This is a genomic window from Nocardia sp. NPDC056100 (assembly GCF_042266325.1).
Taxonomy (GTDB): domain Bacteria; phylum Actinomycetota; class Actinomycetes; order Mycobacteriales; family Mycobacteriaceae; genus Nocardia.
The window spans coordinates 1,578,860-1,604,668 of record NZ_JBHJVY010000003.1; the positions used below are offsets into that span (position 1 = coordinate 1,578,860).

Consider the following 25,809-nt stretch of genomic DNA (forward strand, 5'->3'; position numbering starts at 1 on the left):
CGGAGAAACACTCATGGCCACAGAAGGTTTCGTCCGCAGACCGCGTATCGCGCCGCCGCGCGCGCCCGGCGGTGAGATGGCGCTCACGCCGCCGCCGGAGATTCCGCGCGCGGTGCCCGGCAACCTGCTCAGCAAGCTGATGCCGGTGGTCATGGTCGTCGCCATGGTCGGCATGATCGCCATGATGGCGATGATGGGGCGGTCGATTCTGACCAACCCCATGATGATGATGTTCCCGATGATGATGATCATGTCGATGGCGGGCATGTTCATGGGTCAGCGCAGCGGCGCCAAGAGCGCGGGCGAGCTCAACGAGGAACGCAAGGACTACTTCCGGTATCTCGACCAGACCCGGCGCGAGGTGCGGCGCACCGCTTTGAAACAGCTCGAGACGCTGGTCTGGAGTCATCCCGAACCCGCGGATCTGCATTCGGTCGTCGGCACTCGGCGCATGTGGGAGCGGCGGCCCAACGATCCCGACTTCGGGCATGTGCGAGTCGGCATCGGAACCCACCGGCTCGCGGCCAAACTCGCGCGACCCGAGACCGGACCGCTGGAGGATCTGGAGCCGGTGTCGACCGTCGCGCTGCGGCGGTTCGTGCGCACGCATTCGGTGGTGCATCAGCTGCCCACCGCCGTCTCACTGCGCGCCTTCCCCGCCATCAATGTCGAGGGACCGGCCGAGGATGCGCGCAGGCTGGTGTGGGCCATGCTCATCGAGCTGTGCGCCTTCCACGGGCCCGATCATGTCGCGGTGGCGATCGTCTGCGCCGATCCGGACTCCGAAGCCTGGGCGTGGGCGAAATGGCTTCCGCAGCTACAGCATCCGAGCCATCGCGACGGTATGGGCGCGGCGCGCATGATGTATCGCTCACTCGGTGAGTTCGAGACCGCGCTGGCGGACGATCTGCTCGAACGCGGGCGGTTCATGCGCAATCCGCAACCGACGCAGGGACGTCTGCACTTCGTCGTGATCGTGGACGACGGATACGTGAGCGGTTCCGAACGACTGATCAGCGAATCCGGTTTGGACGCGGTCACCGTCATCGATTTGAGCGCGGCGGAGAATTCGCTGGCCGCGCGGCGCGGGTTGCAGCTGGTCGCCTCGGGCGGGGACGTCTTCGCCAAGAGCGCCGCGGGCACCGAGAAGTTCGCCACCGCCGACAATGTGACTTTGGCTGAGGCCGAGGCGTTCTCGCGCAGTCTGGCGCGGTTCCGCGTCGCCACCGCCGCGCAGATCGTGAGCCTGGGGGACAACACCTCCACCGCGGACCCGGGTTTGATGGCGCTGCTCAAGATTCCGGACGCGGCGCAGATCGATCCGGCCAAGGTGTGGCGGCCGCGCTACGGGCGTGAGCGCCTGCGCGTGCCGATCGGCATCACGCCCGACGGCACGCCCGTCGAGATCGATATCAAGGAATCCGCCGAGAACGGTATGGGGCCGCACGGGCTCTGCATCGGAGCGACCGGTTCCGGTAAGTCGGAATTCCTTCGCACCCTGCTGCTTTCGATGGTGGCGACGCATTCACCCGATCAGCTGAACCTGGTGCTGGTCGACTTCAAGGGTGGTGCGACCTTCCTGGGTATGGATCCGCTGCCGCATGTCGCGGCGGTCATCACCAACCTCGAGGAAGAGCTCTCGCTCGTCGACCGTATGCGCGACGCGCTCGCCGGTGAGATGAACCGGCGACAGGAATTGCTGCGCACGGCGGGCAATTTCGCCAATGTCACCGATTACGAGAAGGCGCGTGCGGCGGGTGTTCCGCTGGATCCGCTACCGGCGCTGTTCGTGGTCATCGACGAGTTCTCCGAATTGCTCTCGCAGAAGCCGGATTTCGCGGATCTGTTCGTCATGATCGGTCGACTCGGCCGGTCGTTGCATGTGCATCTGCTGCTCGCCTCGCAGCGCTTGGAAGAGAACAAGATGCGCGGGCTCGACTCGCATCTTTCGTACCGCATCGGTTTGCGTACGTTCTCCGCCAATGAATCTCGCGCCGTGCTCGGTATCACCGACGCCTACCATCTGCCGGGTATCCCGGGCTCGGGTTATCTCAAGAGCGATGCGTCGGATCCGTTGCGGTTCAACGCGACCTATGTCTCCGGGCCGTATGTCGCGCCGCGCGCCTCCCGGCAGCTGGACGGGCGGGCGGTGGCCGAAGCGCCGCCGCGCGAATTCACCGCCGGGCCGGTGGAAATGCTCGCGCCGCCGGAGCCGGAGAATCCGCTCGATCCGCTGGATCTGCTGCCGCCGCCTCCGCCCGCGGACGAGGGCATTCCCGACACCCTGCTCCAGGTCGTGGTGAAACGCCTTACCGGACATGGCCGTCCGGCGCACGAGGTGTGGTTGCCGCCGCTGGATGAATCGCCGACCGTCGATATGCTGCTGCCCGATCCGGAGTGGAGTTCGCCGGTCAACCGGCACGGACAGCTGTGGATGCCGATCGGCATCATCGACAAGCCGTACGAGCAGCGGCGCGATGTGCTCACCATCAGTCTGTCCGGCGCGCAGGGCAATGTGGCGGTGGTCGGCGGCAAGCTCGCCGGTAAGTCCACCGCGCTGCGCACCATCATCATGGCCGCGGCCGCCACGCACACGCCCGAGCAGATGCAGTTCTACTGCATCGACCTCGGCGGCGGCAGTCTCGGCAGTATGGCCGGGATCCCGCACGTCGGCTCGGTCGCCAGCAAGCTCGACATAGATCGGTTGCGCCGCACCATTTCCGAGCTCATCACGCTGCTGCATCAGCGCGAGGAGCGGTTCGCGCAACTGGGCATCGAATCCATGGCCGAGTTCCGGCGGCGCAAGCACGCGGCGCTCGCGGCGGGCGCGATGGACGATCCGATTCTCGCCGACAAATTCGGTGACGTATTCCTGGTCGTCGACGGCTGGCAGCAGTTCCGTGATGACTTCGACACGCTGGAAGGATCGGTCAGCGCCCTTGCGGCACAGGGTCTTTCCTACGGTATCCACGTCATCGTGAGCGCCAACCGCTGGGCGGAGATCCGGCCCAATATGAAGGATATGATCGGTACCCGCATCGAGCTGCGGCTCGGTGATCCTTCCGATTCGGAGATGGGCCGCCGGGTCGCGGTGAATGTTCCGGTGAATCAGCCCGGTCGCGGTCTTACCGCGGATCCGCTGCATCTGCTGATCGCGTTGCCGCGCTTGGACTCCGATACCGATCCGACCACGCTGCCCGAGGGTGTGGGCGCGGCCAAGGAACAGATGGCGGCGCTGTACGGCGATCGCCGCGCACCCGAGGTGCGCATGCTGCCGATGAGCGTTCCGCGCGATCAGGTACTGCGGCTCGCACAGGCACACGGTATCCAGCAGAGCCCGACCAAGGTCGTCGTCGGACTCGGCGAATCCGAATTGCAGCCGCTGGCTCTGGATTTCAGCGCCGACCCGCACCTGATGATCTTCGCCGACGTGGAGAGCGGCAAGACCACCGCGCTGCGCAACATCATCCACGGCATCGCCGAGAGCTCCAATGCCGAACAGGCGCGTGTCATCCTCATCGACTACCGCCGCACGCTGCTCGGTGCGCTGGAAGGCGATCAACTGGCGGGGTATTCGACCTCGTCGCAGACCTGCGGGCCGATGATCCAGGAGGTCGTGAACTACCTCGGCAAGCGCATTCCGGGCTCCGACATCACCCCGCAGCAGTTGCGTGAGCGCAGCTGGTGGACCGGGCCCGAGATCTACATCATCATCGACGACTACGACATGGTCGCCACCAGCGGCATGATGAATCCCCTTGCGCCACTGGTGGAATACCTGCCCCAGGCGCGGGACATCGGCATGCACGTGATCGTCACACGGCGCATGGGCGGCGTCTCCCGCGCGCTCTACGACGGTGTGCTGGGCGCGATGAAGAACATGTCCGTCGACGCGGTGCTCATGTCCGGACCGCGCGACGAGGGCAAGATCATCGGCGAACTGCGCCCGATGAAGCTGCCCCCGGGCCGCGGCATCCTCGCCTCGCGCAGCCGAGGCCAGGAGATGATCCAGTTCTGCGACCTGCCGGGGCTGTAATTGCCGGAAGTCGAGGAGCTGCGGGTCGACCTCTCGGGCGAACGCGGCCATGTAATGCTGATCGGCGGGCCGGACGCCGATCAGCGGGCCGTGCTGCACGAGTTGATCAATGGGATCGCGGTGCGGCACACGCCCGAACAGGTGCAGTTCTACTTCATCGATATCGGGCGCAGGCTGGCGGACCTCGCCGCACTGCCGCACGTCGGGGCGATCGCCGGTAAACGTGACGATGAACTGGTGCGGCGCATCGTTTTCGAGCTCGCGGCGCTGCTGCGTCGGCGTCAGGAGAGTTTCGCCCGGCTGGGGATCCGGGATATCGCGGAATTCCGGGACTGGCAGCACAGCGCCCGCGAGGCTGGGGCGGTCAATGATCCGGTGCTGCGGGACGGATACGGCGATGTCTTTCTCGTCGTCGACTACTGGTCGGTGCTGACCGAGGAGTTCGAGGACCTGGTAGGCAGCGTCGATCAACTCGGCCACCACGGTCTGGCATATGGAATCCACCTAATTTTGGTCGTCTCCAAGAGGTTCCAGATTCGGCCCCTGCTGCATGACGTGATCAAGACCGAGATCGATATGTGGCCCGACTATCCCTCGGATCGTCTGGTGCGCCCGTCGCTCGTGGTCGAACCGCTATTCGGCGAACCCACCTCCCTCGAGTCACAGCGCTCGTTTCATCCGCCCGAAATTCAGCTGCTGCCAACCGATATCACTCGCGCCGAGGTGCTGCGCCAGGCAGAGGCGCACGGAATCACCCAGGGCGCGACCCGGGTCGTACTCGGCATCACCGAATCCGAATTACGGCCGCAGGCGGTAGATTTCGACATCGATCCCCATCTGCTGGTGCTCGGCGACACCGAATGCGGCAAGACCACGCTGCTGCGCAACGTGATTCGCGGCATCACCGACTTCACCGGGCCGGAGTGGGCGCAGATCCTGGTCATCGACCCCTGCCGCACATTGCTGGGTGCGGTCCCCAGCGAATATCTGGCCGGATACGCCACCAAACACGATTCAGCCACCACCCTGATCCAGGACCTGGCCGACTACCTCGCCAAGCGTCTCCCCGGCCCCGACCTCACCCCGCGGCAGATCCGCGAACGGGACTGGTGGACAGGTCCGGAAATCTTCCTCCTCGTAGACGACTACGAACGCGTGACCCGCCCGAACTCCGCCAACCCCTGCACATCCCTCATCGAATTACTCCGGCAAGCAGAACATCTCGGCTTCCACCTGATCCTCACCCGCCGCATGACCCGTGCAGCCGATGCCTTCACCACCGACCCATTCCTGGCCGCCATGCACACCACCGCCCCCGCCGTCCTCCTCATGTCGGGCTCCCGCGACGAGGGCAGAGTAATCGCGAACACCGGCCCCATCCCCCTACCCCCGGGCCGCGCCATCTTCGTAACCCGCCGCACCGCACCGGATCTCATCCAATTATCCAGCCTTCCCGGCGCCTAGCTCACCGAATATCCAGGGGGACAAGTGATCATCGGCCCGGGCAGTATCCTCGGCGGCTACCTCATCGAACGTCAGCTCGGCAGCGGCGGTATGGGTACCGTCTACCTGGCCCGCCATCCTGCCCTCCCACGCCACGACGCCCTCAAAGTCCTCTGGCCGCATTTGGCCTCCGACCCCGAATACCGAGCACGTTTCGAACGCGAAGCGAATATTGCTGCCGCCCTGGATCATCCGAACATAGTCTCGGTTCTGAACAAAGGCGAAGACCAAGGCTGCCTCTGGATCGCCCTGCAATACGTGAACGGCACCGACGCCGACAGCGCGGTCACCCGTGACGCTGCATCGATGACAGTCGCCCGGGTGCTCCATGTAATCACCGAAATCGGCAAGGGCCTGGATCACGCCCATCGCGCGGGCCTGCTCCACCGAGATATCAAGCCCGCCAATTTCCTGCTGGCATCCGGCATCCCAGGTGAAGAGCGCGTCCTCCTGGCCGATTTCGGCATAGCCAAACCATCGGAAGACGCGACCCAACTAACCAAGACCGGTACCTTCCTGGCGACCCTCGCCTATGCCTCTCCGGAACAGCTGTCCGGGCGACCCCTCGACTCCCGCAGCGACATCTACAGCCTCGGCTGCTCCTTCTACCGCCTTCTGGTCAACCAAAACCCTTACCCAGGAACCCAACCACTCAACGTGATGATGGGCCATATCAACGAGCCCGTGCCACGCATCACCGCGGTCCGCCCCGACTTACCCCGTGCCCTCGACGATGTTCTGGCGCGTGCACTGGCTAAATCTCCGGTCGATCGCTACCCCACCTGTTCCGACTTCACCGAGGCCGTCCGGATGGCCGTCGCGCAGCAGGTGGTGGGAAACACTGCGCCCGAGCTCGATTCGGCTGCGCCCTTTGCCCGCTTGGCCGCTGAGAACGCTGCCAAGCGCGAGGCGGCGGCCCGTGCCGCTGCGGCCGCCGAGGTCGCTGACAGGTCAGCTCGTTCCAGTCGAGCCGGAGTCGTTTCCTTCGCGCGACTCGCGGCGCAGCGGGCGGAATCCGCCAGTTCGGCAGAGACTGCCGTATTAGCGCCGGGTCGCGTACGGGACGGAAGTGATGCTGCGGCAGGGCAATCCGCGACATTTGTTGGCGACGCACCGAATCTCGTGTATCCGGCGGTCGGTGGTGCGCGGCCGATCCCTAGGGTCTCGGCCGATCGTGGTGCTGTCGAAGCGGTCAGGATTTCAGCACTGCGGCATCGTCCCTGGATGATCCTGGCCGCGCTGGTCGCAGGTGTTCTCTTGGTGGCGACGGTGATCTACGCGATCGGTCGGGACGGCGATCGGGCATCCGCTGGTCCAGCCGCGGGTTTGCCGAATCCGTGCGAACTGCTTACCGATGATATGAACGGAGAACTTGAATTACGGTCGCCGAGACCATATTCCTCGGCGACCAGCCGGGCCTGCGCCTGGGGGTCGAAGCGGCAGGGTGGGCCCACCGTGGCTCTCGACCTGCTCACGTCGGGAATGATGGTCACCGGAGATCCGACGTATCAGGCGATCCGGATCGGCAACGCGGTTGACGGCAGTCGATGGTTCAACGGGAACAAGGACAGCGCTCCCACGTGTGTAGTGATGTGGCCGACCGGCCACGGCCACGCAAAGTTGAGCGTGGTTATCCCGACGGCCAGGGGCGGTGCGGATGAAGTTTGCCCGATCGCATCACGTCTGGCCGACAACATCTTTCCGAAGTCTCGCGGCTGATCCGATACCGCCGAGCACCTGGGCAGGCGCTGCTTCGGGGAGCCCGACCCGGATCAGCCCGCGTGGAGTTGGGGTTCGGCGGTGAGGGGGATGGGGTCGGGGAGGTGGCGGGTGGAGAGCCAGCTGGTGGTGGGGCGTTCGAAGAGGGCACCGGAGGGGCCGGTGGCTTCGGGGCCCGCGAAGCGGGCTTGGCGGAAGCCGGCGCGGATGTAGTAGGCGTGCAGGTCGGCGTTTGTTGTCCAGGCGTCGAGGCGGACCCAGTCGCGGTTGGCTTGGGCGGCCAGGTGGGCGGCCTTTTCCAGGAGGACGTGGCCGATGCGGTGACCGGCGAAGCGGAGGTCCACGATCATGTAGTGGACGATGACCGCTTCGGCTATTTCGCCGGGGGACCACAGGCCCTCGTCGGCGCGGTCGTTGACCGTGATGGTGCCCGCGGGCTCGCCGTCGATTTCGGCCATCCAGGTCTCACCATTGTCGACCGCGCGCGCCACCGAGCGGACGAAGGTTTCGATGGGCAGCCCACGACCGGCCCGGGTCCATTGATCGCTACCGCGGGCGGCCAGCCAGCTGGTGCGTTGGAGCCGGAACCGGGTGATGGTTCCGATATCGGTGTGCAGGGCCGGGCGTAGGTGCGGGGTCATGACGAGCCGGGTAGGAGCGAGCTCTCGAAGGAGTGCGAATTGCCGGGCGGCGGTGGGGCGCCGAGTGTTTTGCGAATGATGTCCGTACCTGGGTCGTCGCCCAGCTCGTATGCCAGGCGGTTGCGGGCCGCCGTCGAACGATGGCGGGTGACACGCGTGATGCGTTCGTGGTTCGCGCCTATGCGCAGGTGGTCCAGCAGGATGGTGCCTGGACCGACGCCGAGCACGGCGGCCTCCTCAGCGGTGGCCGGGCGCGCGACGACGGTATCCCGATGCGCCGTTTCGGCGAAACCACGCTCGGCGAGTCGGCGTGTCGTACCTTCCGGTATGTCGTACGGATGGTCGATACCGGTGGCCTCGGCGAGGTCCCGCGGATAGAAGCTCACCTCCCAGGACCACGGTTCGTTGTCCAGGTACTGCATGACGGTGCGCGAGACCACCCACGAATCCCGTTGCACCCCCAGCCAATGCGCGACGTCCGGACTGGCCGGTTCCATCCGCGCGCTGAACTGCTTGGACGGCTCGCGACCCGCCGCGCGCGCGATCTCCACGAAGATATCGTGGGCCGCACGCGGCCGGTCCGGCCGAATGTGGTTGGTGACAACCGATTCCAGCACCTCTTGACTGCGCACGATGGTGCCCCTGGAAGTCGCCGTATAGACCAGGTTTTCGGCAACCAGGAGCTGAATCGCGTTGCGAGCGGTGGTGATCGAGACCTGCATCTGATCAGCCAGCTCGTTATGGCTGGGTAGTCGATCGCCCGGTTTCCACTTGCCGGCGCGGATCTCCTCGCGGAGGAGGTCTGCGATCCGTTGGTATCTCGGACCGTCCGCCATCTCGCTCCTCGGTTGTTGCTTCAAGGCCCCGAAGTCTACTCCGGGTGCCGAATCGCCGTGTAAGGCTTGACAGGCACATTCTGAGGTTTATTGTAATGAACGTCCTGAATGCGGTGTTGTACGTCGATGAACGTGAGGCAACGTGGCTGGTTCGGAGACATCAAATACGGTCGTTGTGGCTTTGCCTGATATGTCCGATCAATATGCGGACGTGGATACGCATGCCCTCACGAGCGGCCTATTGCCGACCTCCGATCTACTTTTACGCGCCTGCCGTGGTCACCGTGTGATCGGCGGACCCCTCCTGTGGTTCGCCCATGATCTCGCGGTGCTGCATGAGCGGCGCATAGTCGGCAGGGGTGGTATCGGCGCCGAGACCGATCCCACCGCAATCATCGAAAACAAGCGTCGCCGAATCGAATTGGTGATGGCCATCGATGATTGGATCGTGCGGTCGATTCCCCAGCATCGCCTGGGTGCGACCCTGCACACCGAAACCGTCGGATCGGTCATCGACCGATTGGCGGAGGCGTCGATTCGCGCGCACCACGCGTTGATGACGCTTGACGCGAACGATGAGATGCTGCACGGCGCTTGGCACCATCTAGCCGAATTGTCCGACGCCTACGATGATCTCGTGCGCGATGTACTCGCCGGACGGCGGCGACTGCCCGCCTGGTAGGCGACCCCGGCGGTCCGGGCCCGAGGGTGGCTCGGACCGCGTTCGGGGGCGCGTGGTCAATTCACCTTGGGCAGTTGTCCTATGAGGGCGTTCAGTATGGATACCGCTGTGCCGCACAGGCGTTCACGCTGGTTCTTCTCGCCATCGAGCCGGACGAGCACTGTCTCCTGGAGATCTGCGACGGTGCGATACGCGTAGACCAGCTCGCAAGTCGAACTGAGACTGGATATTTGGGGAAATGCGGACTTTCCGTTCGCCAAATCCATTCCGGCCTCGAGGCGCATCTTCGACATGTCGACGGCCTGCGTATTCACCTCCACCGTGGCGGACCCCTCCCAGTGGCAGCCGTGCGCGGCGGCCTGCGGTGGCGTCTGCGACAGCGGGCCGATCGCACTGTCCAGCGCCGCGCGCGGTACGACCTGGCACGGATCGACCCCGGCGAGGGATGCGGTATCGGCGCGTTCGGGCGGGGCGGTCCGCGTCGCCAGCAACCGGTCGAGGATGTGCACCGCGAGATCGCAATTGGGCGCATTGGAGAGATTGACTGAAATGCCCCAAAGTTGTTCGCGGTCACCGAGTTTTACGCCGCGACTGCAACCGCTGGGACCGGAACCCTCGGTGCCGAGCAAATCGAAGCCGCCGGCTTTTCCGTTCACGCGCTGCGTCGGTGTGATCGCGGATCCCACATCGAGATACAGCCACTGTGTACCGGACTTGGCAACGCAACCCCACTTGTAACCGGTGTCGACGCTCCAATTCCTCGGATCGGCGTCCCAGCCGGACTCCGCCGGAACCGACCCGTCGAGCGCCTGGCGCAACCAGGCGCACACGTCGGCGGCGCGCAGCGTGGCCAGGCTCGTATCGGCCCCCGGCAGCGTCCCAGCCGAAGTTTCGGAATGCTTCCAGGTGAATACGCCCGCCACCAGTGCGACGACCGCCAGCAGCGCGACCAGGCTGAGCCAGGCCAACTTTCGTCGTGAACCCGACGCGGGAGCGGCTGCCGCGGCGGTCCACGACGACCGGGAGGCAACGACGGTCGCGTCCGGATCGCGAGCGATCCCCGCCATACCCAGGCTCTGCCGTTCGATCGCCTGCTGGATCGGCTCGGGCCACGGAGCGGGACCCTCGGGCTGTCTGCCCAGCTGCGCGAGCAACCGGTCGGGTGTGGCCCGATGATGGGGATCCTTGTACAGGCAGGACTCGATGATCGTCCGCAACTCCGGCGGCACCGAGTTCAGCTCGGCCGCACCGTGGGCTATCTGAAACAATGTGTACGCCAACGAGGGCGCCTGGAATGGATTGACCCCGGACGCCGCCGTCGCGAGCACCGAGCCGAGTGCGAACATATCGCTCGCCGCCGTAACCGGTTCGCCCAGCGTCTGCTCCGGTGACATGAACGCGGGCGATCCCAGCGTGGAGCCGGTTTCGGTGAGTCCGCCGGGATTCTCGGTCATGTACGCGATGCCGAAATCGATCACGCGCGGGCCGTCCGCGGTCAGCAATACGTTGGCGGGCTTGAGATCCCGATGCACGAGACCGGCGCGGTGAATATCGGCCAGCGCCACCGCCAAACCTGCCGCCAGTGCGCGAACCGCGGGAACCGGCAGCGGGCCGAAGTTCTCGATGGCCTCGTTCAGCGGTATGCCGACCACGAAAACCGAAGCCAGCCACGGCGTCTCATCGTCGACGTCGAAATCGACGACCGGCGCGGTGAACGCTCCCGATACCCGGGTGCTGGCCGATACCTCGCGCTGGAACCGCGCGCGGTAACCGCGCTGGTTCAGCAGATGCGCGTGCACCTGCTTGATGGCCACCAGGCGGCCGTCCGGTCCCGCGCCGAGCAGCACCCGGCCCATACCGCCTTTGCCGAGTACGCCGAGCACCCGGTAGCGGCCGATCCGGCGCGGCTCATCGTGCGTAAGCGGTTGAACCGTCACGACTTCGGCAGCTTGGTGAGGGCGTCGGCCATCAGATCCTGTGCGCGGGCGCACTTGTCGACCTTGCCCGAGCGGTCGGTGACCGAGAGATAGGCGACCTCGGCCAGCTTTCCGGTGGTGGGCCGCAGCATGTAGGAGAGGGAGCACGATGTGTCTCCGGTGGAGCGGTACACGGTGCGTGATCCCAGCTGAACCTTGTCCGTTCCGCTGTCGGGCCGGTCCTGTTCATTCAGGACGAAGGTGACGATGGTGTTGTCCCCATTGATCGTGCACTCGTGCGGAAACTCGCTGCCGCGCTTGCCGGGATCGCCTGTGATAGTGCGGCTCCGGTCCACGTCGAGTACCGCACAGGGGTCGAGCCGGAGCAGTGAATCCGAGGGCAACGCCAGCAGCGGAACGAAGACTGTCAACTGCCGTACGACCGCCTCCAGGGCTCGTTCGGCGACTCCGCACTGGTCGCCGCTGCCGCCCTGCACCGTGAGTTGCAACGCGACCTGGCCACCGCTCTGGGTGATCACCGAACGATGGCAGATCTCGTAGGACGCGGGGCGGCCGTAGATCGGTGCCCACCCGACGGTGCGCCCGGTGTTCTCGGCGGGGATGAGCGTTTCCGAGAGCAGAGCACCGACCTGCAACGTCACGTTGAAGTTCTTGCCCGCCGCATCGGTGAGTCCGATGCCGCAGTTGTAGAACTTGCCCCGCGACGGATCGGTCTTGCGCGTGCCGACCTTGCCGGGCAACGCCATATCGAGCACCTTGCAGCTGTCGAGGGTGCGCAGTTCGGCCGCCGTAAGCGCCAGCGACGGATCATTCATCGGCACCGGATGCCCACTGCGAGCCGCCCAACCGCTCACCGCGACACCGAATCCGGCCAGCACCAGGACGGCCACTGCGGCGGCCGCCAGCCAGCGCATCAGTTCGCGACGGCGATTCCGTATGTCCGCCAATTGATCCTGGTACTTCGATTGCTTCTCGGCGGTCTCGGTCCACCACTCCGAATCGGCACGATGGGTGTCGACCCGCTCGCGCACCGATTCCGGCCACACCGGTTCGGCGGTGATGTCGGCGGTGGCGTTGAGCACCTCCTCGACCGAGGGCCGCTGCGCGGGATCCTTTGCAAGACAGGCTTCGACCAGTCCGCGCAGCGGGGACGGCACTCCCGCGGTGTCTGGCGCCGAATGTGCGATGGCGTAGAGGATCTGCGGGGTCGAAGTACCCGGGAAAGGTCCCGAACCCGTTGCCGCGAACGTCAATACAGCCCCGAGTGAGAACACGTCGGTGGCCGGGGTGACCGGTCGCCCTTCGGATTGCTCCGGGGAGGTGTAGCCGGGCGAGCCGATCAGTTGACCGGTCATGGTCAGCCCGTCGGCCTGTTCGACACGGGAAATGCCCAGATCGATCACCCGTGGACCCTCTGGGGTGAGCAATACGTTGCCGGGCTTCAGATCTCGATGCACCAGACCGGCGCGATGTATCTCCACCAGTGCCGAGGCCAGCCCCGCCGCCAGCAGGCGCAGCCCGCCCAGATGCAGTGGGCCGCAGTCGGCGACCACCGTCGTCAGATCGGGGGCCGCGATGTATTCGGTGGCCAGCCAGGGATTCTCCGGATCGGCACTGCTGTCGACCACCGCCGCGGTGTACGCGCCGGTGACCATTCGCCCGGCCTGCACCTCGCGCTCGAAACGCGCTCGGAATTCCGGATCACCGGCCAGATGCCGGTGAATCTGCTTGACCGCCACCAGCCTTCCGGTCGGCGTGCGGCCCAGGAACACCCGGCCCATCCCGCCCTGACCGATCACGGTGAGCAATCGGTTCTCGCCGAGCCACCGCGGATCCTGCGGCATGAGCGGCTTCATCGCGAGTCTCCATCGGAAAGCACCGAGTCCTGAGCGGCGGCCAATCGGCGTACATCGATATCGGTATTGCTGAAGACCTTGGCCACGTATTCACCGCGAGTGATCAGGCAGCGGTAGCGGGAGGCATCCGCGGATCGGTTGTTCGGTTGCTTCAATTGCGCGCAGTCGATCGAATCCCGTCCCGCGACACCGTGAATCGGGTCGTATTCGGCCTGACTCGCCTCGATGAAGTGCTTGGTGAACTCGGTGGCGGCGGCGTTATCTCGCAATCGGTACAGCATCTTGTTGTGGGACACCGCGATCGAGGTCAGGCCCCGCGAACTGTTCGCCTCGAAATCCGCCGCGGGTTTCGACGAGGCGGCGGCGAAGGCGCGCGTGCTGTAGACGGCGAAGGTGCGATCGTCGGGGGTGTAGTCATCGGTTTTCACCAGCCGCGGCAGTAAGCCGTCCGGATCCAGCCGCAGGCTGGGCAGCTCCGATGCCGGTGTGGGGGTGAACCTTTCGAGCGCCGCCACCTGCAATTGCAGGGCCTTGGTCGCCTGCTGGGTGAGCTTGCCGAAATCCGGCTCGGTGAGTTCGGCGAACACCCGAATGACCAGCGACTTCCAGGACAGCCAGCTGCCCAGCGTCGGCACACCCGGCCGCCAATGATTGATGGCCGCGGGATAGGCGTCCAGGCCGACCGGAACATTGTCCGGATTGGTCATGAAGTCGGCGTGTTCCATATCGCGGGCGGCGGCCGCGGCGGTCTGCTCATCAGGGAACGCGAGAATCGAGATCGCCAAGAACTTCTTGGAGGTCTCGGCGGGATCGAAGGGCTTGTTCCCGGCCAGCGCGCTGTACCCGCCGAGGATCGAATAACCCTGTAGCGCGGTCCGTTGCGGCCCGGACAGCGTGCCGTCGGTCAGGCCCGTGCTGTCCACCAGCACCCCGCCCCCGCGCCCCGCCGTGAGATCCGGATCGACCTCGTTCCCGAGCACGATGCGCTCACCCAGCCGCAGTGATTCCGCGAGAATGCCGCGTGCCCGGCTGGGCCGCTGATCGAAATCACCGCTGATCCGATGCGTGGGATACGGGCCGTAATCGACCGCATCACCCGAATTGCCACCGCAGCCGCCGACCAGCAGCACCACACCTATTGCGGCAACGGCGAATCGACCCGACCTGAACCGCATAATCCCCCCACACCGCCTCGACGGTGGTTCCCTCCCGATCTATATGAACTCGGACGAACCTAGCATCGGCCGCCCGATGAAGCCATCGGGCGGCCGAGGGAGGGGGACTGCCGGAACTCAGACCAGAGTGCGCTCGGCGACAATGGCCGCGGCTACGCGCTGGCCCATGCGGACCGCGCCGTCGACGTGCTGGAAGCCGTGGCCCGCGAGGTCCGAACAGGCGAAGTGCATGGGGCCGATGGGGTCGCGGTGGTCGTGGCCGTAGCGGGTCATGCCGCCGAAGTCGAAGCTGACGCCGTAGGCGCCGCGGGTCCATTCCTCACTGCCCCAGTCGGATTCGTAGAAGACGACGGGGTTGGCGGCTTCGGGGCCGAGGTAGCGGACCAGGCAGTCCAGGGCGGCGGCCTTGCGCTCGGCCGGGCCCATGGCGAAGTAGGCGTCGGCCTGTTCGTGTGCGATGAAGCCGACCATCGCGCCGTTGTCCACGCCGTGGTTGGTGTTGTCGTAGACCTCCGACACCATGTCGGTATCGCTGAAACCTGTTCCGGACAGGCCCTTTTCGCGCCAGAACGGGGTCTCGTACACCGCGTGCACCTTGACCACGAAACCGAAGGACATGTGCTGGTACATCTGGTGGCGGCGGCGCGGCATCGGGGGATCGAAGCTGATGCCCGCGTACTGGGTCGGCGGCACGGCCAGCACCACTCGGCTCGCGCGCACTTCGAGATCGCCGTCGGCGAAGACGGTCACGCCCGCATCGGACCACTGGATCTTGCGCACCGGCGCGCCCAGGTGCACATCCGCGCCCAGCGAGGCCGCCAGACGTTGCGAAACCTGTTGCATGCCACCGATAACGCGCTTGTCGAGCATGAAGGTGTCGGTGGCGAGCGCGGTGTAGGAGCCCTGCGCGGCGGCCATATGCAGCGCCTGCAGCGTGGAGAAGGTGTGCGCGGGCTTGGTCAGCATGGCACCGGCGACGAAGAACGAGACGGTCTCGCGGGCGTACTCGTTATCGGACTGGCGCTCCAGCCAGATGCTGAACGGCACCGAATCCAGTTCCGCCGCTTGCGGATGCGCCCACGGCTCCCATGCGCCGACCTCGGCCGCGAGGCCGTCCAGCAGCGCGATGAGCCGATCGATCTCGGCCGCGGTCTCGGCGGGGGCGGGGAATACGTCACCGGTGAACTGCTGCCTGGTGCCGTCCGCCGCGAGGTACACCGACTCGCCGTCGCGGTACCGGGAGAAGGTCCGCAAACCGAGTTCCTCGACCAGCGCCAGCGCGGCGGTGTGGTGCGGGGACAGCCACTGGCCGCCGATCTCGATCATGGCGCCTTCGATATCACCGGTCCAGGTCCGGCCGCCGACCCGATCGCGGGCTTCCAGCACGGCCACCGTGAGGCCGGCCTTGCGCAGTTCGGCGGCGGCCGTCAGACCGGACGGTCCGGCACCGACGATCACGACGTCACGAGTGATGACAGCCACGAGAGCTCCTTACCGATACATTCGGAAACTTCGGATAACCCGAAGGTTGCTACTTCAGTATGTGCGCGTGATCACGATTGTGCCCACGCCGTTTCGGTGAGCCGGCCCGCCCCTCATTCGCCACTTCGGCGTGCGCGGGCCGGATCACCTGCTGACCTCGGCGCTGGTCAGCGAGCCGGAAGCGGCTCGTTCTGGGTGATGCAGTGGATGCCGCCGCCGCGGGCGAAGATCTCCCGGGCGTCCACGGTCACAATGGTGCGGCCCGGGTACGCCCGGGCCATGATCTCGGCGGCCTCGGCATCGTTCGGATCGTCGAACCCGCAGAGTATGACCGCGCCATCGCAGACGTAATGGTTGATATAGCTGTAGTCCACGAAGCCCTCCTCATCCCGCAGCGTGCGCGGGGCGGGCACCGGGATCACCTCGAAAGGCGTTCCGGTGGACGAGGTCTCGGCGGCGAACTGCTTCATGAGTTCACGGCTCAGCTCATGATCGGGGTGCTCGGGATCGCGCTGATCGTGCACCAGCACCACACCCGGCGACGGCAGCGCCGCGACGATATCGGCGTGCCCGCGGGTGCCGAAGCGCTGCGAATCCCGCCACAGTCCGCGCGGCAGCCAGATCGCGGTATCGATGCCGATGGTGCGCCGCAGTTCGGCCTCGACATCCGCCCGGGTCAGGCCGGGATTACGGAAGGGGTCCAGCTGTACGGTCTCGGTCAGGATGACCGTGCCCGCACCGTCGACCTGGATACCGCCGCCCTCGTTCACCAGCGGTGAATCGATGACCGGCACCCCGGCCGCCTCGGCGACGGCCCGGCCGATCTTCGAGTCGTTGTCCCAGCGTGCCCAATCCTGTTGTCCCCAGCCATTGAAGACCCAGTCCACGGCCGCGACGGAACCGTCGGCGGCGTGCACGAAGGTGGGCCCGATATCCCGCATCCAGGCGTCATCGAGCGGCGCTTCGAGAATGTCGATCGCGCCGGAGAGCTGCTGTTTCGCGGCACCGATATCGGCCGGATCGACCACCATGGTCACCGGCTCGAATTCGGCCACCGCATGCGCCACCGCGGTCCATGCCGCGCGCGCCTCATCCACCGCCTCGGGGGTCGCGGTGATCTCCGAACCGGCAGGCGGGAACGCCATCCAGGTCCGGCGATGCGGTGCGTGCTCGGCGGGCATTCGCCAATTCGATTGATTACCAGCGGAACTCATCACGCCCTCCCGAACGGGTGCGCGCGATCGACCGGCTCGGTCAGCCGGGCGTAGGTGTCCGGTCGGCGGGTCTCCAGGAACGGGAACAGCGTCAGCCAATCCTTGCGCTGATCCAGATCCAGATCGGCCACCAGCACCGCGGACTCGTCGCGCGGGGCCTGCACCAGCACGCGGCCGTACGGATCGGAGATGAAAGACGAACCGTAGAAGGTGATCTCACCTTCATTGCCGTACCGGTTGGGCACGATCATGAAGGTGCCCGCGGTGATGCCATTGCCGACGATGACGTGCTGCCACAGCGGCTGGGTGTCGAAGGCGGGGAACGACGGCTCGGAGCCGATCGCGGTCGGGTAGACGATGATGTCCGCACCGGCGAGCGAGTACATCCGGGCGACCTCCGGGAACCATTCGTCCCAGCAGGTCGGCAGGCCGATGCGCACATCGCCGAGATCGGGATGGCTGTGCGGCCGGTACGCCTCCTCGGTCGCGGGGCCCGCGCGGAAGTAGGTGTCCTCGTAGTACCCGTCCGTCACCGGAATGTGCAGCTTGCGGGTGCGCCCGACCAGCTCACCGGTGGGGGACACCAGGATCGCGGTATTGAACCCGAGGCCGTCGCCCTGATCGGCGTGCTCGTACAGCGAGGCGTGCACGAAGACGCCGTGTTCGATGGCCGCCTTCGCCGCGAAGGTGAAGGTGGGCCCGGTGGCCAGATCTTCGGCATCCGCACCGGGGTTCGCACCGCCGCGCTCGAAGGCCGGGTACTTGCTGAACGTCACCTCGGGCAGGAAGACCGCCTTCGCGCCCAATTCGGCGGCCTTGGCGATGCCCTCGTTCAGTTCGGCGCGCACGGCCTCGGCGTCGGCCTGCCAGCGGTGCTGCACCAGGGCCACCCGCAGCGGCGTCTGCGCCGGTGCGTCGACCCGCGCGTGCGAGACGGGTGGTTCCAGACAGGTGATGACGTTCATGACTACTCCGGATCTTCTCGAAGTTGACTGGGGGAGAGGTGTTTTCGCTACAGCGAGCTCAGGTGCGGTTCCGGCACCACCGGCATGGGATCACCGGACACCGCGCGTGGCAGCGTCTTACCGCGGAAGTACTCCGGCTGCCGCCAGCGCAGCACCAGCATGAGCACCGCGCCCAGCGCCAGAATCCCGAAGCCCAGGTAGAACACCAGGCCGACACCGAAAATCGAAGCGCCGCTGCCGACTTCGGGCTTGAGGCTCTCGCGCACCGAGATGCAGAAGACGATCAGCAGCATGGAGCCGCCCAGCAGCGGGAACAGCAGCTTGAACACGAAATCGCGCACCGAGGCGAACCAGCGCTTGCGGAAGTACCAGACGCAGGCGAACGCGGTGATGCCGTAGTACCAGCAGATCATGATGCCAAGGGCCGCAATGGTATCCAGCAGCACATGCTCGGAAAGCAGTGCGGTGATGGCGTAGAAACCGCCCGCCACGACCGCGGCCACGGCCGCGCCGAAACGCGGCACCTGATACACCGGATGCACCGTGGCGAACCGCTCCGGCAGCGCCTTGAAGGTGCCCATGGCCAGCATGGCGCGGGCGGCGGGCAGGAAGGTGGCCTGCAGACTGGCGATGGTCGAGACCAGCACCGCCAGGAACAGCAGCAGCTCACCGGCTCCACCCATCACGGGCTGGGCCAGGGTGCCGAAGACATTGTTCTTCGCGTCCGGACTGCCCAGGCCGATACCGGTATCTCCGACACCGGCGTACCACATGAGCGCAACGGCCAGCAGCAGATACGTGCCGAGCACGGTCAGGATGGACAGCAGTCCGGCGCGGCCGGGTGTGCGCTTGGGGTCCTTGCATTCCTCACCGAGGGTCAGCGCGGTATCCCAGCCCCAGTACATGAAGACCGAACCGATCAGGCCGATCGCGAACGCGCCCAGCGTGAGTCCGGTGAACGGGTTGAACCAGTCGATATCGAAGCTCAGGCCGGACGGGCCGTCGCCGGTGATGGCCTTGCTCAGCGCGATGCCCGCGAACAGCAGCAGCACGATGAGCTGGAAGCCGACGAGCACATACTGTGCGCGCTCACTGGAACTGATCCCGCGACTGGCCGCCCACCCGGCCGCGGCCAGGAAGGCCAGCGTCGTCGCGATATTGATCAGCTTGTTATCGCCCAGCGTCGCAATGTATTCCGAGTGCACCAGCCGCCCGATGAACAGGTAGAGGAACTCCGCGCCGACGGCCGCGATATTGGCCAGCACGATGACGACCGCGATCACCGAACCCCAGCCCGCCATCCAGCCCATGTACGGGCCGAGCGAACGAGCGGACCAGGTGAAGGACGCGCCGCAGTCCGGGGTTTCGGCGCTGAATTCGCGATATGCGTAGGCCGCCAAGAACATTGGAATGAAACCCGCGATCAGCAGCGCGGGCATTTTCAGCCCGACGGCGGCGACGATCAGGCCCATGGAGGCGGTGGTGGTGTAGGCGGGCGCGATGGACGCGATACTCAGGATTGCACCGGAGAAGGTACCGACCTTGTTGGTGGCCAGGCCCTTCCCGCTTGCGGGGGTGGTATCACGCGACGGCACTGTCGCCTCGGAGGCATTCTGCACGAGCATCCAAGCTCCTCGTGTTGGGTCTGGTGGTGCCGAAAGCCCCGCTGCTCAGCGATACGGACAGACAACGCCACCGCGCCACGGTGGTGAACCGGAACCCGGCGGGTGAGCGCCGGATTCCGGGTGGGCGCCTAATCCGGCGCAGGGGCCGGGGCGCCGATGACGTCAGCGGGTCAGCGCGACGTATTTGGTATCGAGGTATTCGTGGATCCCCTCTGATCCACCCTCGCTGCCCAGCCCGGACTGCTTCATACCGCCGAACGGGGCCGCCGGATCGGAGATGACGCCCCGGTTCACGCCGACCATGCCGGCGTCCAGGGCATTCGAAACACGCAGGGCCCGATCCAGATCCCGCGTGTAGAAGTAGGCGGCCAGACCGTATTCGGTGTCATTGGCCGCGGCCACGACATCGTCCTCGGTATCGAAGCCGTAGATGGCGGCGACCGGGCCGAAGATCTCCTCGCGGTGCATGCGCGCGCTGCGCGGCACCCCGTCGAGCACGGTCGGCTGGAAGAACCAGCCGGGACCGTCGATGGCCTTACCGCCGGTGCGCACCACCGCGCCCGCCGCGACCGCGTCGTCCACCAGTGCGGCAACCGAATCGCGCTGCCGCTCATTGATGAGCGGGCCGGTGTCCACACCGGACTCGTGGCCGGGGCCGACGCGCAGTGCGCCGATCTTCTCGGCGAGCTTGGTCGCGAACTCCTCGCGGATCGAATTGTGCACGTAGATGCGGTTCGCCGCGGTGCACGCCTCGCCGCCATTGCGCATCTTGGCCGCCATGGCACCGGCGAGCGCCTGCTCCAGATCGGCGTCCTCGAACACGATGAAGGGGGCATTGCCGCCCAATTCCATCGACGTGCGCAGCACATTGTCGGCGGCCTGGCGCAGCAGCAGCTTGCCGACCCTGGTGGAACCGGTGAAGGTCACCTTGCGCAACCGGGAATCCGCGAGCAGCGGCGCGGTGATGGCGGCGGCATCGCTGCCCGGCACCACCGACAGCACGCCCTCGGGCAGACCGGCTTCGGCGAAGATCTGGGCCAGCGCCAGCATGGTCAACGGGGTGTCCTCGGCGGGCTTCACGATCACCGTGCAGCCCGCGGCCAGCGCGGGTCCGATCTTGCGAGAACCCATGGCCAGCGGGAAGTTCCACGGCGTGATGGCCAGGCACGGCCCGACCGGCTGCTGGGTGACCAGAATGCGGCCGGTCCCGGCGGGGGATTCGGTGTAGCGGCCGCCGATGCGCACCGCCTCCTCGCTGAACCAGCGCAGGAACTCACCGCCGTAGGCGACTTCACCGCGCGCCTCGGCGAGGGTCTTGCCCATCTCCAAGGTCATCAGCAGCGCGATTTCCTCGGTGCGATCGGTCAGGATCTCCCAGGCGCGGCGCAGAATCGCCGAACGCTCACGCGGAGCCGTTGCGGCCCAGGCGGATTGAACCCGGACGGCCGAGTCCAGCGCGCGCAGGGCATCGTCGCCATTGCCGTCGGCGACCTCGGTGAGGATCTCACCGCTCGCCGGATTGCGCACCGCGAAAGTGGCTTTCGAGGCGGCGGGCGTGGAGGCGCCGTCGATCCACACACCGGTGGGGATGAGGCCGCTGATCCGGTCGTACTCCAACATCGTTCTCCCTGAAGGTGTTCAGCCCGCGAGGTCGCTGATCGCGGTGCACAGCACCGTCAGCGCCTCGTCGAGTAGGTCGTCGCCGATCACCAGCGGGGGCAGCAGGCGGATGACATTGCCGTAGGTGCCGCAGGTCAGGGTGATGACACCCTGCTCCAGGCAGCGCTTGGCGATGGCGGCGGTGAGCGCGGCATCGGGCTCGGTGGTGCCGGGGCGGACGAACTCGAGCGCCAGCATGGCGCCGCGGCCGCGCACCTCGCCGATGGCCGGAACCTGTTGCGCGAGTTCGGTGAACCGGGCGGTGGCGACCTCGCCGATATGCCGGGCGCGAGCGGGCAGATCATGTTCGCGAATGGCGTCGATGGCGGCCAGCGCGGCGGCACACGCCACCGGATTGCCGCCGTAGGTGCCGCCCAGGCCGCCCGCGTGCACGGCGTCCAGCAGATCCGCGCGGCCGGTGATGGCCGAGAGCGGCATACCGCCCGCGATGCCCTTGGCCATCGTGATGATGTCCGGCACAACGCCTTCCGCCTCACAGGCGAACCAGTCGCCGGTGCGGGCGAAACCGGTCTGCACCTCATCGGCGATGAAGACCACGCCGTTCGCGCGCGCCCATTCGACCAGGGTCGGCAGGAAACCCGCTGCGGGAACGATGAATCCGCCCTCGCCCTGAATCGGCTCGATGATGATGGCCGCGAGCTGATCCGCGCCGATCTGCTTCTCGATGCGCGAGATCGCCTCGCGGGCCGCCGTTACGCCGTCCAGCCCGCCATCGCGGAACGGGTACGACATCGGCATGCGGTACACCTCGGGCGCGAACGGGCCGAAATGCGCCTTGTACGGCATGTTCTTGGCGGTCAGGGCCATCGTGAGATTGGTGCGGCCGTGGTACGCGTGATCGAAGGCCACCACCGCGGTGCGGCCGGTGGCCAGGCGCGCCACCTTGATGGCGTTCTCCACCGCTTCCGCACCGGAGTTGAAGAGCACGCTGCGCTTCTCGTAATCGCCCGGGGTGAGTGCGGCCAACTCCTCGCAGACCCGGATGTACGCCTCGTACGGGGTCACCATGAAGCAGGTGTGCGCGAACCGCTCGATCTGCTCCTGCACCGCCGCAACAACTTTCGGATGCGAGGCGCCGACGTTGGTGACCGCGATACCGGCCGCCAGATCGATGAGCGAATTACCGTCAACGTCCACGATGACGCCGCCGTCGGCATCCGCGGCGTACACCGGCGCGGTGGAACCCACACCGGCCGCGACGGCGGCCTTGCGGCGCGCGGCCAGCTCCTGCGAGCGCGGGCCCGGCAGGGCGGTGTTCAGCACCCGCTGCTGCGGGAGCCGGTAGCTGATCTCGGTCATTGAAAATCCTTCTGCGGAAAGAGGTTCGAGGGTTTGCGAGGCGCGCGGTCAGTCGTGCGCGCTCATCACATGCTTGATGCGGGTGTAGTCCTCCACGCCGTACGCGGACAGATCCTTGCCGTAGCCCGACCGCTTGAAACCGCCGTGCGGCATCTCCGCCACCAGCGGGATATGGCAGTTCACCCAGACCGCGCCGAAGTCCAGCGCGGCCGAAACACGCTGCACCACACCGTGATCCCGAGTCCACACACTCGAGGCCAGGCCGTAGTCCACATCGTTGGCGAGCTGGATCGCCTCGGCCTCATCGGCGAAGGACTGCACGGTCAGGACCGGGCCGAAGGTCTCCTCCTGCACGATCGGATCGTCCTGGCGCACACCGGTGATGATGGTCGGCGCGAGGTAGAAGCCGGTATCGCCGACCCGGGTGCCACCGGTCGCGATGGTGGCGTGCGCGGGCAGCGCCGCGAGTTTGCCGGTGACGGATTCGAAGTGTCGAATGTTGTTCAGCGGGCCGTACGCGGCATCCGGATCATCGGGCAGGCCGGGCTTCACGGACTCGGCCTTCTTCACCAGCGCGGCGACCAGATCGTCATGCAGCGATTCGTGCACCAGGACGCGGGTGGCGGCGGTGCAGTCCTGCCCGGCGTTGAAGAACGCGGCATCGCCGATGCGATCGGCGGCCAGGGCCGGATCGGCGTCACCGAAGACGACCACCGGGGCATTGCCGCCCAGTTCCAGATGCGCCCGCTTGACCTGTTCGGCGGCGGCCGTGGCCACCGCGATGCCCGCGCGCACCGAACCGGTGATGGCCACCATGTCCAGGCGCGGATGGCTCACCAGTGCCGCGCCGCTGACGGCGGTGCCGAGCACCACATTGAGGACGCCGTCCGGGAGGATGCCCTTGGTCAGTTCGGCCAGCACCAGGGTGCTGCCGGGGGTGGTGTCACTCGGCTTGAGCACCACCGTGTTTCCGGTCGCCAGCGCGGGGCCGATCTTCCAGATGGCCATCATCAGCGGGTAGTTCCACGGGGTCACCTGGCCGATCACACCGACCGGTTCGCGGCGCACGTATGAGGTGAAACCGGGCATGTACTCGCCCGCGGACTTGCCTTCCAGCCCGCGTGCGGCGCCGGCGAAGAAGCGGAGGTGATCGGCTCCGACGGCGACCTCCTCGGAGGCCACCAGATGCTTGGGCTGCCCGGTGTCGCGGCACTGCGCCTCGACCAGGCGGTCGGAATTGGCTTCGATGGCGTCGGCCAGTTTGAGCAGGGCGGCCTGACGCTGACTGGGGGTGGTGGCCTTCCACGCTGGGAAGGCGGCGGAGGCGGCGGCGACTGCGGCATCGATATCGGCCTGCCCGGAAATCGGGCTGATACCGGTCACCGATTCGTCCACCGGGCTGATCAGTTCGAACGACTCCGATGCGGTCGCGGGTACGAACCGGCCGTCGATGTAGTTCCGAAGCATCTCAGTCATGTGTGCCCGATCTCGTTCGAAGGAAGTGCTGTGCGGTTGCCAGTCAGTGTGCTGTGCGACACACCCCCGCGTCACCTGCCGGATCGGCGTGGAGGCAGAATCAGGTTTCGACAACTTGTCCAGTTTGCTACGGGAGAGCTGTGAACGCGGGAATTCCGGTCCGATGGATACTGTCCCAACCCGAGCTGGGACTGGTCCTCAAAGGCGGCGGAGACGGACTCGGGCGCGCCGTCACCCTGGTGCTCACCTCCGAGCTCACCGAACCGCAGCAGTGGATGTCCGGCGGGGAACTCGTGCTCACCACCGGAATGGGGTTGCCGCTCAGCCGTCCCGATCGGCTGCGTTATCTCCAGGATCTGTATCGGGCCGGAATCGCGGGACTCGGCTTCGGCGTCGGGCTCTCGCACGAGACCGTGCCCGAGGATCTGGTCGAGGCCGCGGATCAGTGCGGGCTGCCGCTGTTCGAGGTGCCGCTGCCGACGCCGTTCGGCGCGATCACCAAAAAGGTGATGCAGCGGCTCGCCGAACAGGAATACGAGAAGGTGCTGCGCGCCTCCCGTGCGCAGCCGCGCATGACCCGGGCTGCCATTCAGGGAGTGCGGGCGGTGATCCGGGAGTTGTCGGCGGCTTTGTCGGCCACGGTGCTGGTGGTCGGGGCAGACGGTGTGATCGCCGAGGCGCATCCGCGACAGCCTGCCGTCGAGATACTCGACCGCATCCGGGAGTTTCTGGCCACCCGCAGCGATGTGGTCGGCAGTGGGGCGATACAGCTGCCGACCGGGCAATACATTGTGCTGCAAGCCATTACGGCCGGACATACGGTGCACGGATACCTCGCGGTGGTGACCGCCGGTGCGATCGGCTCGGTGGATCAGGTGCTGCTCGGCCATGCCAGCTCACTGCTCGCCCTCGACTTCGAGAAGCCCGCACGACTGCGCATCGCGCAGAACCGCTTGAACTCCCAGGCCATGGCGATGCTGCTGGACGAGCCCGGAGATCCGGACATCATGTGGCAGCATCTGGCGGCCGCCGCCGACCGCACCGGACGCGTGCGCGCGCTGGTCCTGCGGTGCGCCTCCGCGCCGGTGGCCAGGCAGGCGCTGGAAACCGTTGACGCGCAGTTGCATCCGCAGAATCGGCAGCTCTTCGCGCATCTGACCGGGGATCGGGTCGCGGTGCTGCTCCCGGGCTCCGACACCGACGCCACCGCCGAACAACTGCTCACCGGAATTCCCGCTGAAGTCCGGGCCACCTTGCGCGCCGGGCTCAGCGCCCCACATCCATTGCGCCGCTTCAACGTCGCCATCGAACACGCCGAACTCGCCGCCTCCGCAGCGCTGCCCGGTGCGCGCCCGCTCGAACTCGCGGCGCTGGCGGGCCATGCGCTTCTTGCCTTCCCGGAGGCGCAACGCGTCCTGAGCGCGGTCTCCGAAGCCATGCTGCAACCCCTCGTCGACTACGACGAACGGCACGGCACCGACCTCATCACCTCACTGCGCGCGTACCTCGAAGCACACGGCCAATGGGAAACCGCCGCCAACGCCCTTGGCGTACATCGCCATACGCTGCGCAGCCGAGTAGCGAAGATCGAATCCGTCCTCGGCTGCCAGCTGGATCAAGCTCTGGTCCGCGCCGAATTGCTCCTGGCGGTCATCGCCCGCCGTTGATCCACTTGAGCTCGTG

17 protein-coding genes are annotated in these 25,809 nt (G+C 66.5%); 5 read left to right on the forward strand and 12 right to left on the reverse strand.

From position 1 onward, the window contains the following. The first annotated feature begins 13 nt into the window (after positions 1-13). From eccCa to ACFC0O_RS29055, 3 genes are read left to right on the forward strand one after another with little or no spacing between them, the layout of a single operon-like run. On the forward strand, positions 14-4,036 hold the full coding sequence (gene eccCa / locus ACFC0O_RS29045) for a type VII secretion protein EccCa (protein ID WP_375963154.1): 4,023 nt from the start codon (positions 14-16) through the stop codon (positions 4,034-4,036). Next, complete coding sequence (locus ACFC0O_RS29050) at positions 4,037-5,500, forward strand: FtsK/SpoIIIE domain-containing protein (RefSeq protein WP_375963157.1); 1,464 nt, start codon at positions 4,037-4,039, stop codon at positions 5,498-5,500. It begins immediately after the preceding gene. A gap of 24 nt (positions 5,501-5,524) precedes the next feature. Next, positions 5,525-7,258 carry a serine/threonine-protein kinase gene (locus ACFC0O_RS29055; protein WP_375963159.1) on the forward strand — a complete coding sequence of 578 codons (1,734 nt, stop codon included), beginning with the start codon at positions 5,525-5,527 and terminating at the stop codon, positions 7,256-7,258. Between the two features lie 53 nt (positions 7,259-7,311). On the opposite strand, the gene ACFC0O_RS29060 is transcribed toward ACFC0O_RS29055, so the two are convergent. Then, positions 7,312-7,899, reverse strand: coding sequence for a GNAT family N-acetyltransferase (locus ACFC0O_RS29060; protein WP_375963162.1), 588 nt, complete (start codon positions 7,897-7,899; stop codon positions 7,312-7,314). Continuing rightward, the gene (locus ACFC0O_RS29065) at positions 7,896-8,735 is read right to left on the reverse strand and encodes a GntR family transcriptional regulator (protein WP_364640825.1); all 840 of its coding nucleotides are present in this window, start codon (positions 8,733-8,735) and stop codon (positions 7,896-7,898) included. The genes ACFC0O_RS29060 and ACFC0O_RS29065 overlap by 4 nt, the downstream gene beginning before the upstream one ends. 211 nt (positions 8,736-8,946) lie before the next feature. Between ACFC0O_RS29065 and ACFC0O_RS29070 the strand changes: the two genes are divergently transcribed. Continuing rightward, positions 8,947-9,417, forward strand: coding sequence for a DUF4254 domain-containing protein (locus tag ACFC0O_RS29070; protein ID WP_375963166.1), 471 nt, complete (start codon positions 8,947-8,949; stop codon positions 9,415-9,417). 56 nt (positions 9,418-9,473) lie between these two features. Here ACFC0O_RS29070 and ACFC0O_RS29075 read toward each other — a convergent pair whose 3' ends face one another. The 10 genes from ACFC0O_RS29075 to ACFC0O_RS29120 form a co-directional block, all read right to left on the reverse strand. Continuing rightward, on the reverse strand, positions 9,474-11,354 hold the full coding sequence (locus ACFC0O_RS29075) for a serine/threonine-protein kinase (RefSeq protein ID WP_375963169.1): 1,881 nt from the start codon (positions 11,352-11,354) through the stop codon (positions 9,474-9,476). Further along, positions 11,351-13,210, reverse strand: coding sequence for a serine/threonine-protein kinase (locus ACFC0O_RS29080; protein ID WP_375963172.1), 1,860 nt, complete (start codon positions 13,208-13,210; stop codon positions 11,351-11,353). Before ACFC0O_RS29080 ends, ACFC0O_RS29075 begins: the two co-directional genes overlap by 4 nt. Next, complete coding sequence (locus ACFC0O_RS29085; protein ID WP_375963174.1) at positions 13,207-14,385, reverse strand: hypothetical protein; 1,179 nt, start codon at positions 14,383-14,385, stop codon at positions 13,207-13,209. Before ACFC0O_RS29085 ends, ACFC0O_RS29080 begins: the two co-directional genes overlap by 4 nt. Positions 14,386-14,502: 117 nt before the next feature. Next, entirely contained in the window at positions 14,503-15,867 is a 1,365-nt protein-coding gene (locus ACFC0O_RS29090; protein WP_364640810.1) for an NAD(P)/FAD-dependent oxidoreductase, read from the reverse strand. A 167-nt stretch (positions 15,868-16,034) separates the two neighbouring features. Then, the gene (locus ACFC0O_RS29095; RefSeq protein ID WP_375963176.1) at positions 16,035-17,081 is read right to left on the reverse strand and encodes an agmatine/peptidylarginine deiminase; all 1,047 of its coding nucleotides are present in this window, start codon (positions 17,079-17,081) and stop codon (positions 16,035-16,037) included. Next, a complete protein-coding gene (locus ACFC0O_RS29100) occupies positions 17,081-18,046 on the reverse strand; it encodes a nitrilase-related carbon-nitrogen hydrolase (RefSeq protein ID WP_375963178.1) in 966 nt (321 codons plus the stop codon). The genes ACFC0O_RS29095 and ACFC0O_RS29100 overlap by 1 nt, the downstream gene beginning before the upstream one ends. Before the next feature lie 47 nt (positions 18,047-18,093). Further along, a complete protein-coding gene (locus ACFC0O_RS29105; protein ID WP_375963180.1) occupies positions 18,094-19,671 on the reverse strand; it encodes an APC family permease in 1,578 nt (525 codons plus the stop codon). 162 nt (positions 19,672-19,833) lie between these two features. Then, positions 19,834-21,291: an NAD-dependent succinate-semialdehyde dehydrogenase gene (locus ACFC0O_RS29110; protein ID WP_375963183.1), complete on the reverse strand. Its 1,458-nt coding sequence runs from the start codon at positions 21,289-21,291 to the stop codon at positions 19,834-19,836. 18 nt (positions 21,292-21,309) lie between these two features. Beyond that, on the reverse strand, positions 21,310-22,650 hold the full coding sequence (gene gabT, locus ACFC0O_RS29115) for a 4-aminobutyrate--2-oxoglutarate transaminase (protein WP_375963185.1): 1,341 nt from the start codon (positions 22,648-22,650) through the stop codon (positions 21,310-21,312). Between the two features lie 48 nt (positions 22,651-22,698). Beyond that, on the reverse strand, positions 22,699-24,126 hold the full coding sequence (locus tag ACFC0O_RS29120; protein ID WP_375963187.1) for an aminobutyraldehyde dehydrogenase: 1,428 nt from the start codon (positions 24,124-24,126) through the stop codon (positions 22,699-22,701). A 140-nt stretch (positions 24,127-24,266) separates the two neighbouring features. On the opposite strand from ACFC0O_RS29120, the gene ACFC0O_RS29125 reads away from it, so the two are divergent. Beyond that, a complete protein-coding gene (locus tag ACFC0O_RS29125) occupies positions 24,267-25,793 on the forward strand; it encodes a PucR family transcriptional regulator (RefSeq protein WP_375963189.1) in 1,527 nt (508 codons plus the stop codon). The last annotated feature ends 16 nt before the right edge of the window (positions 25,794-25,809 follow it).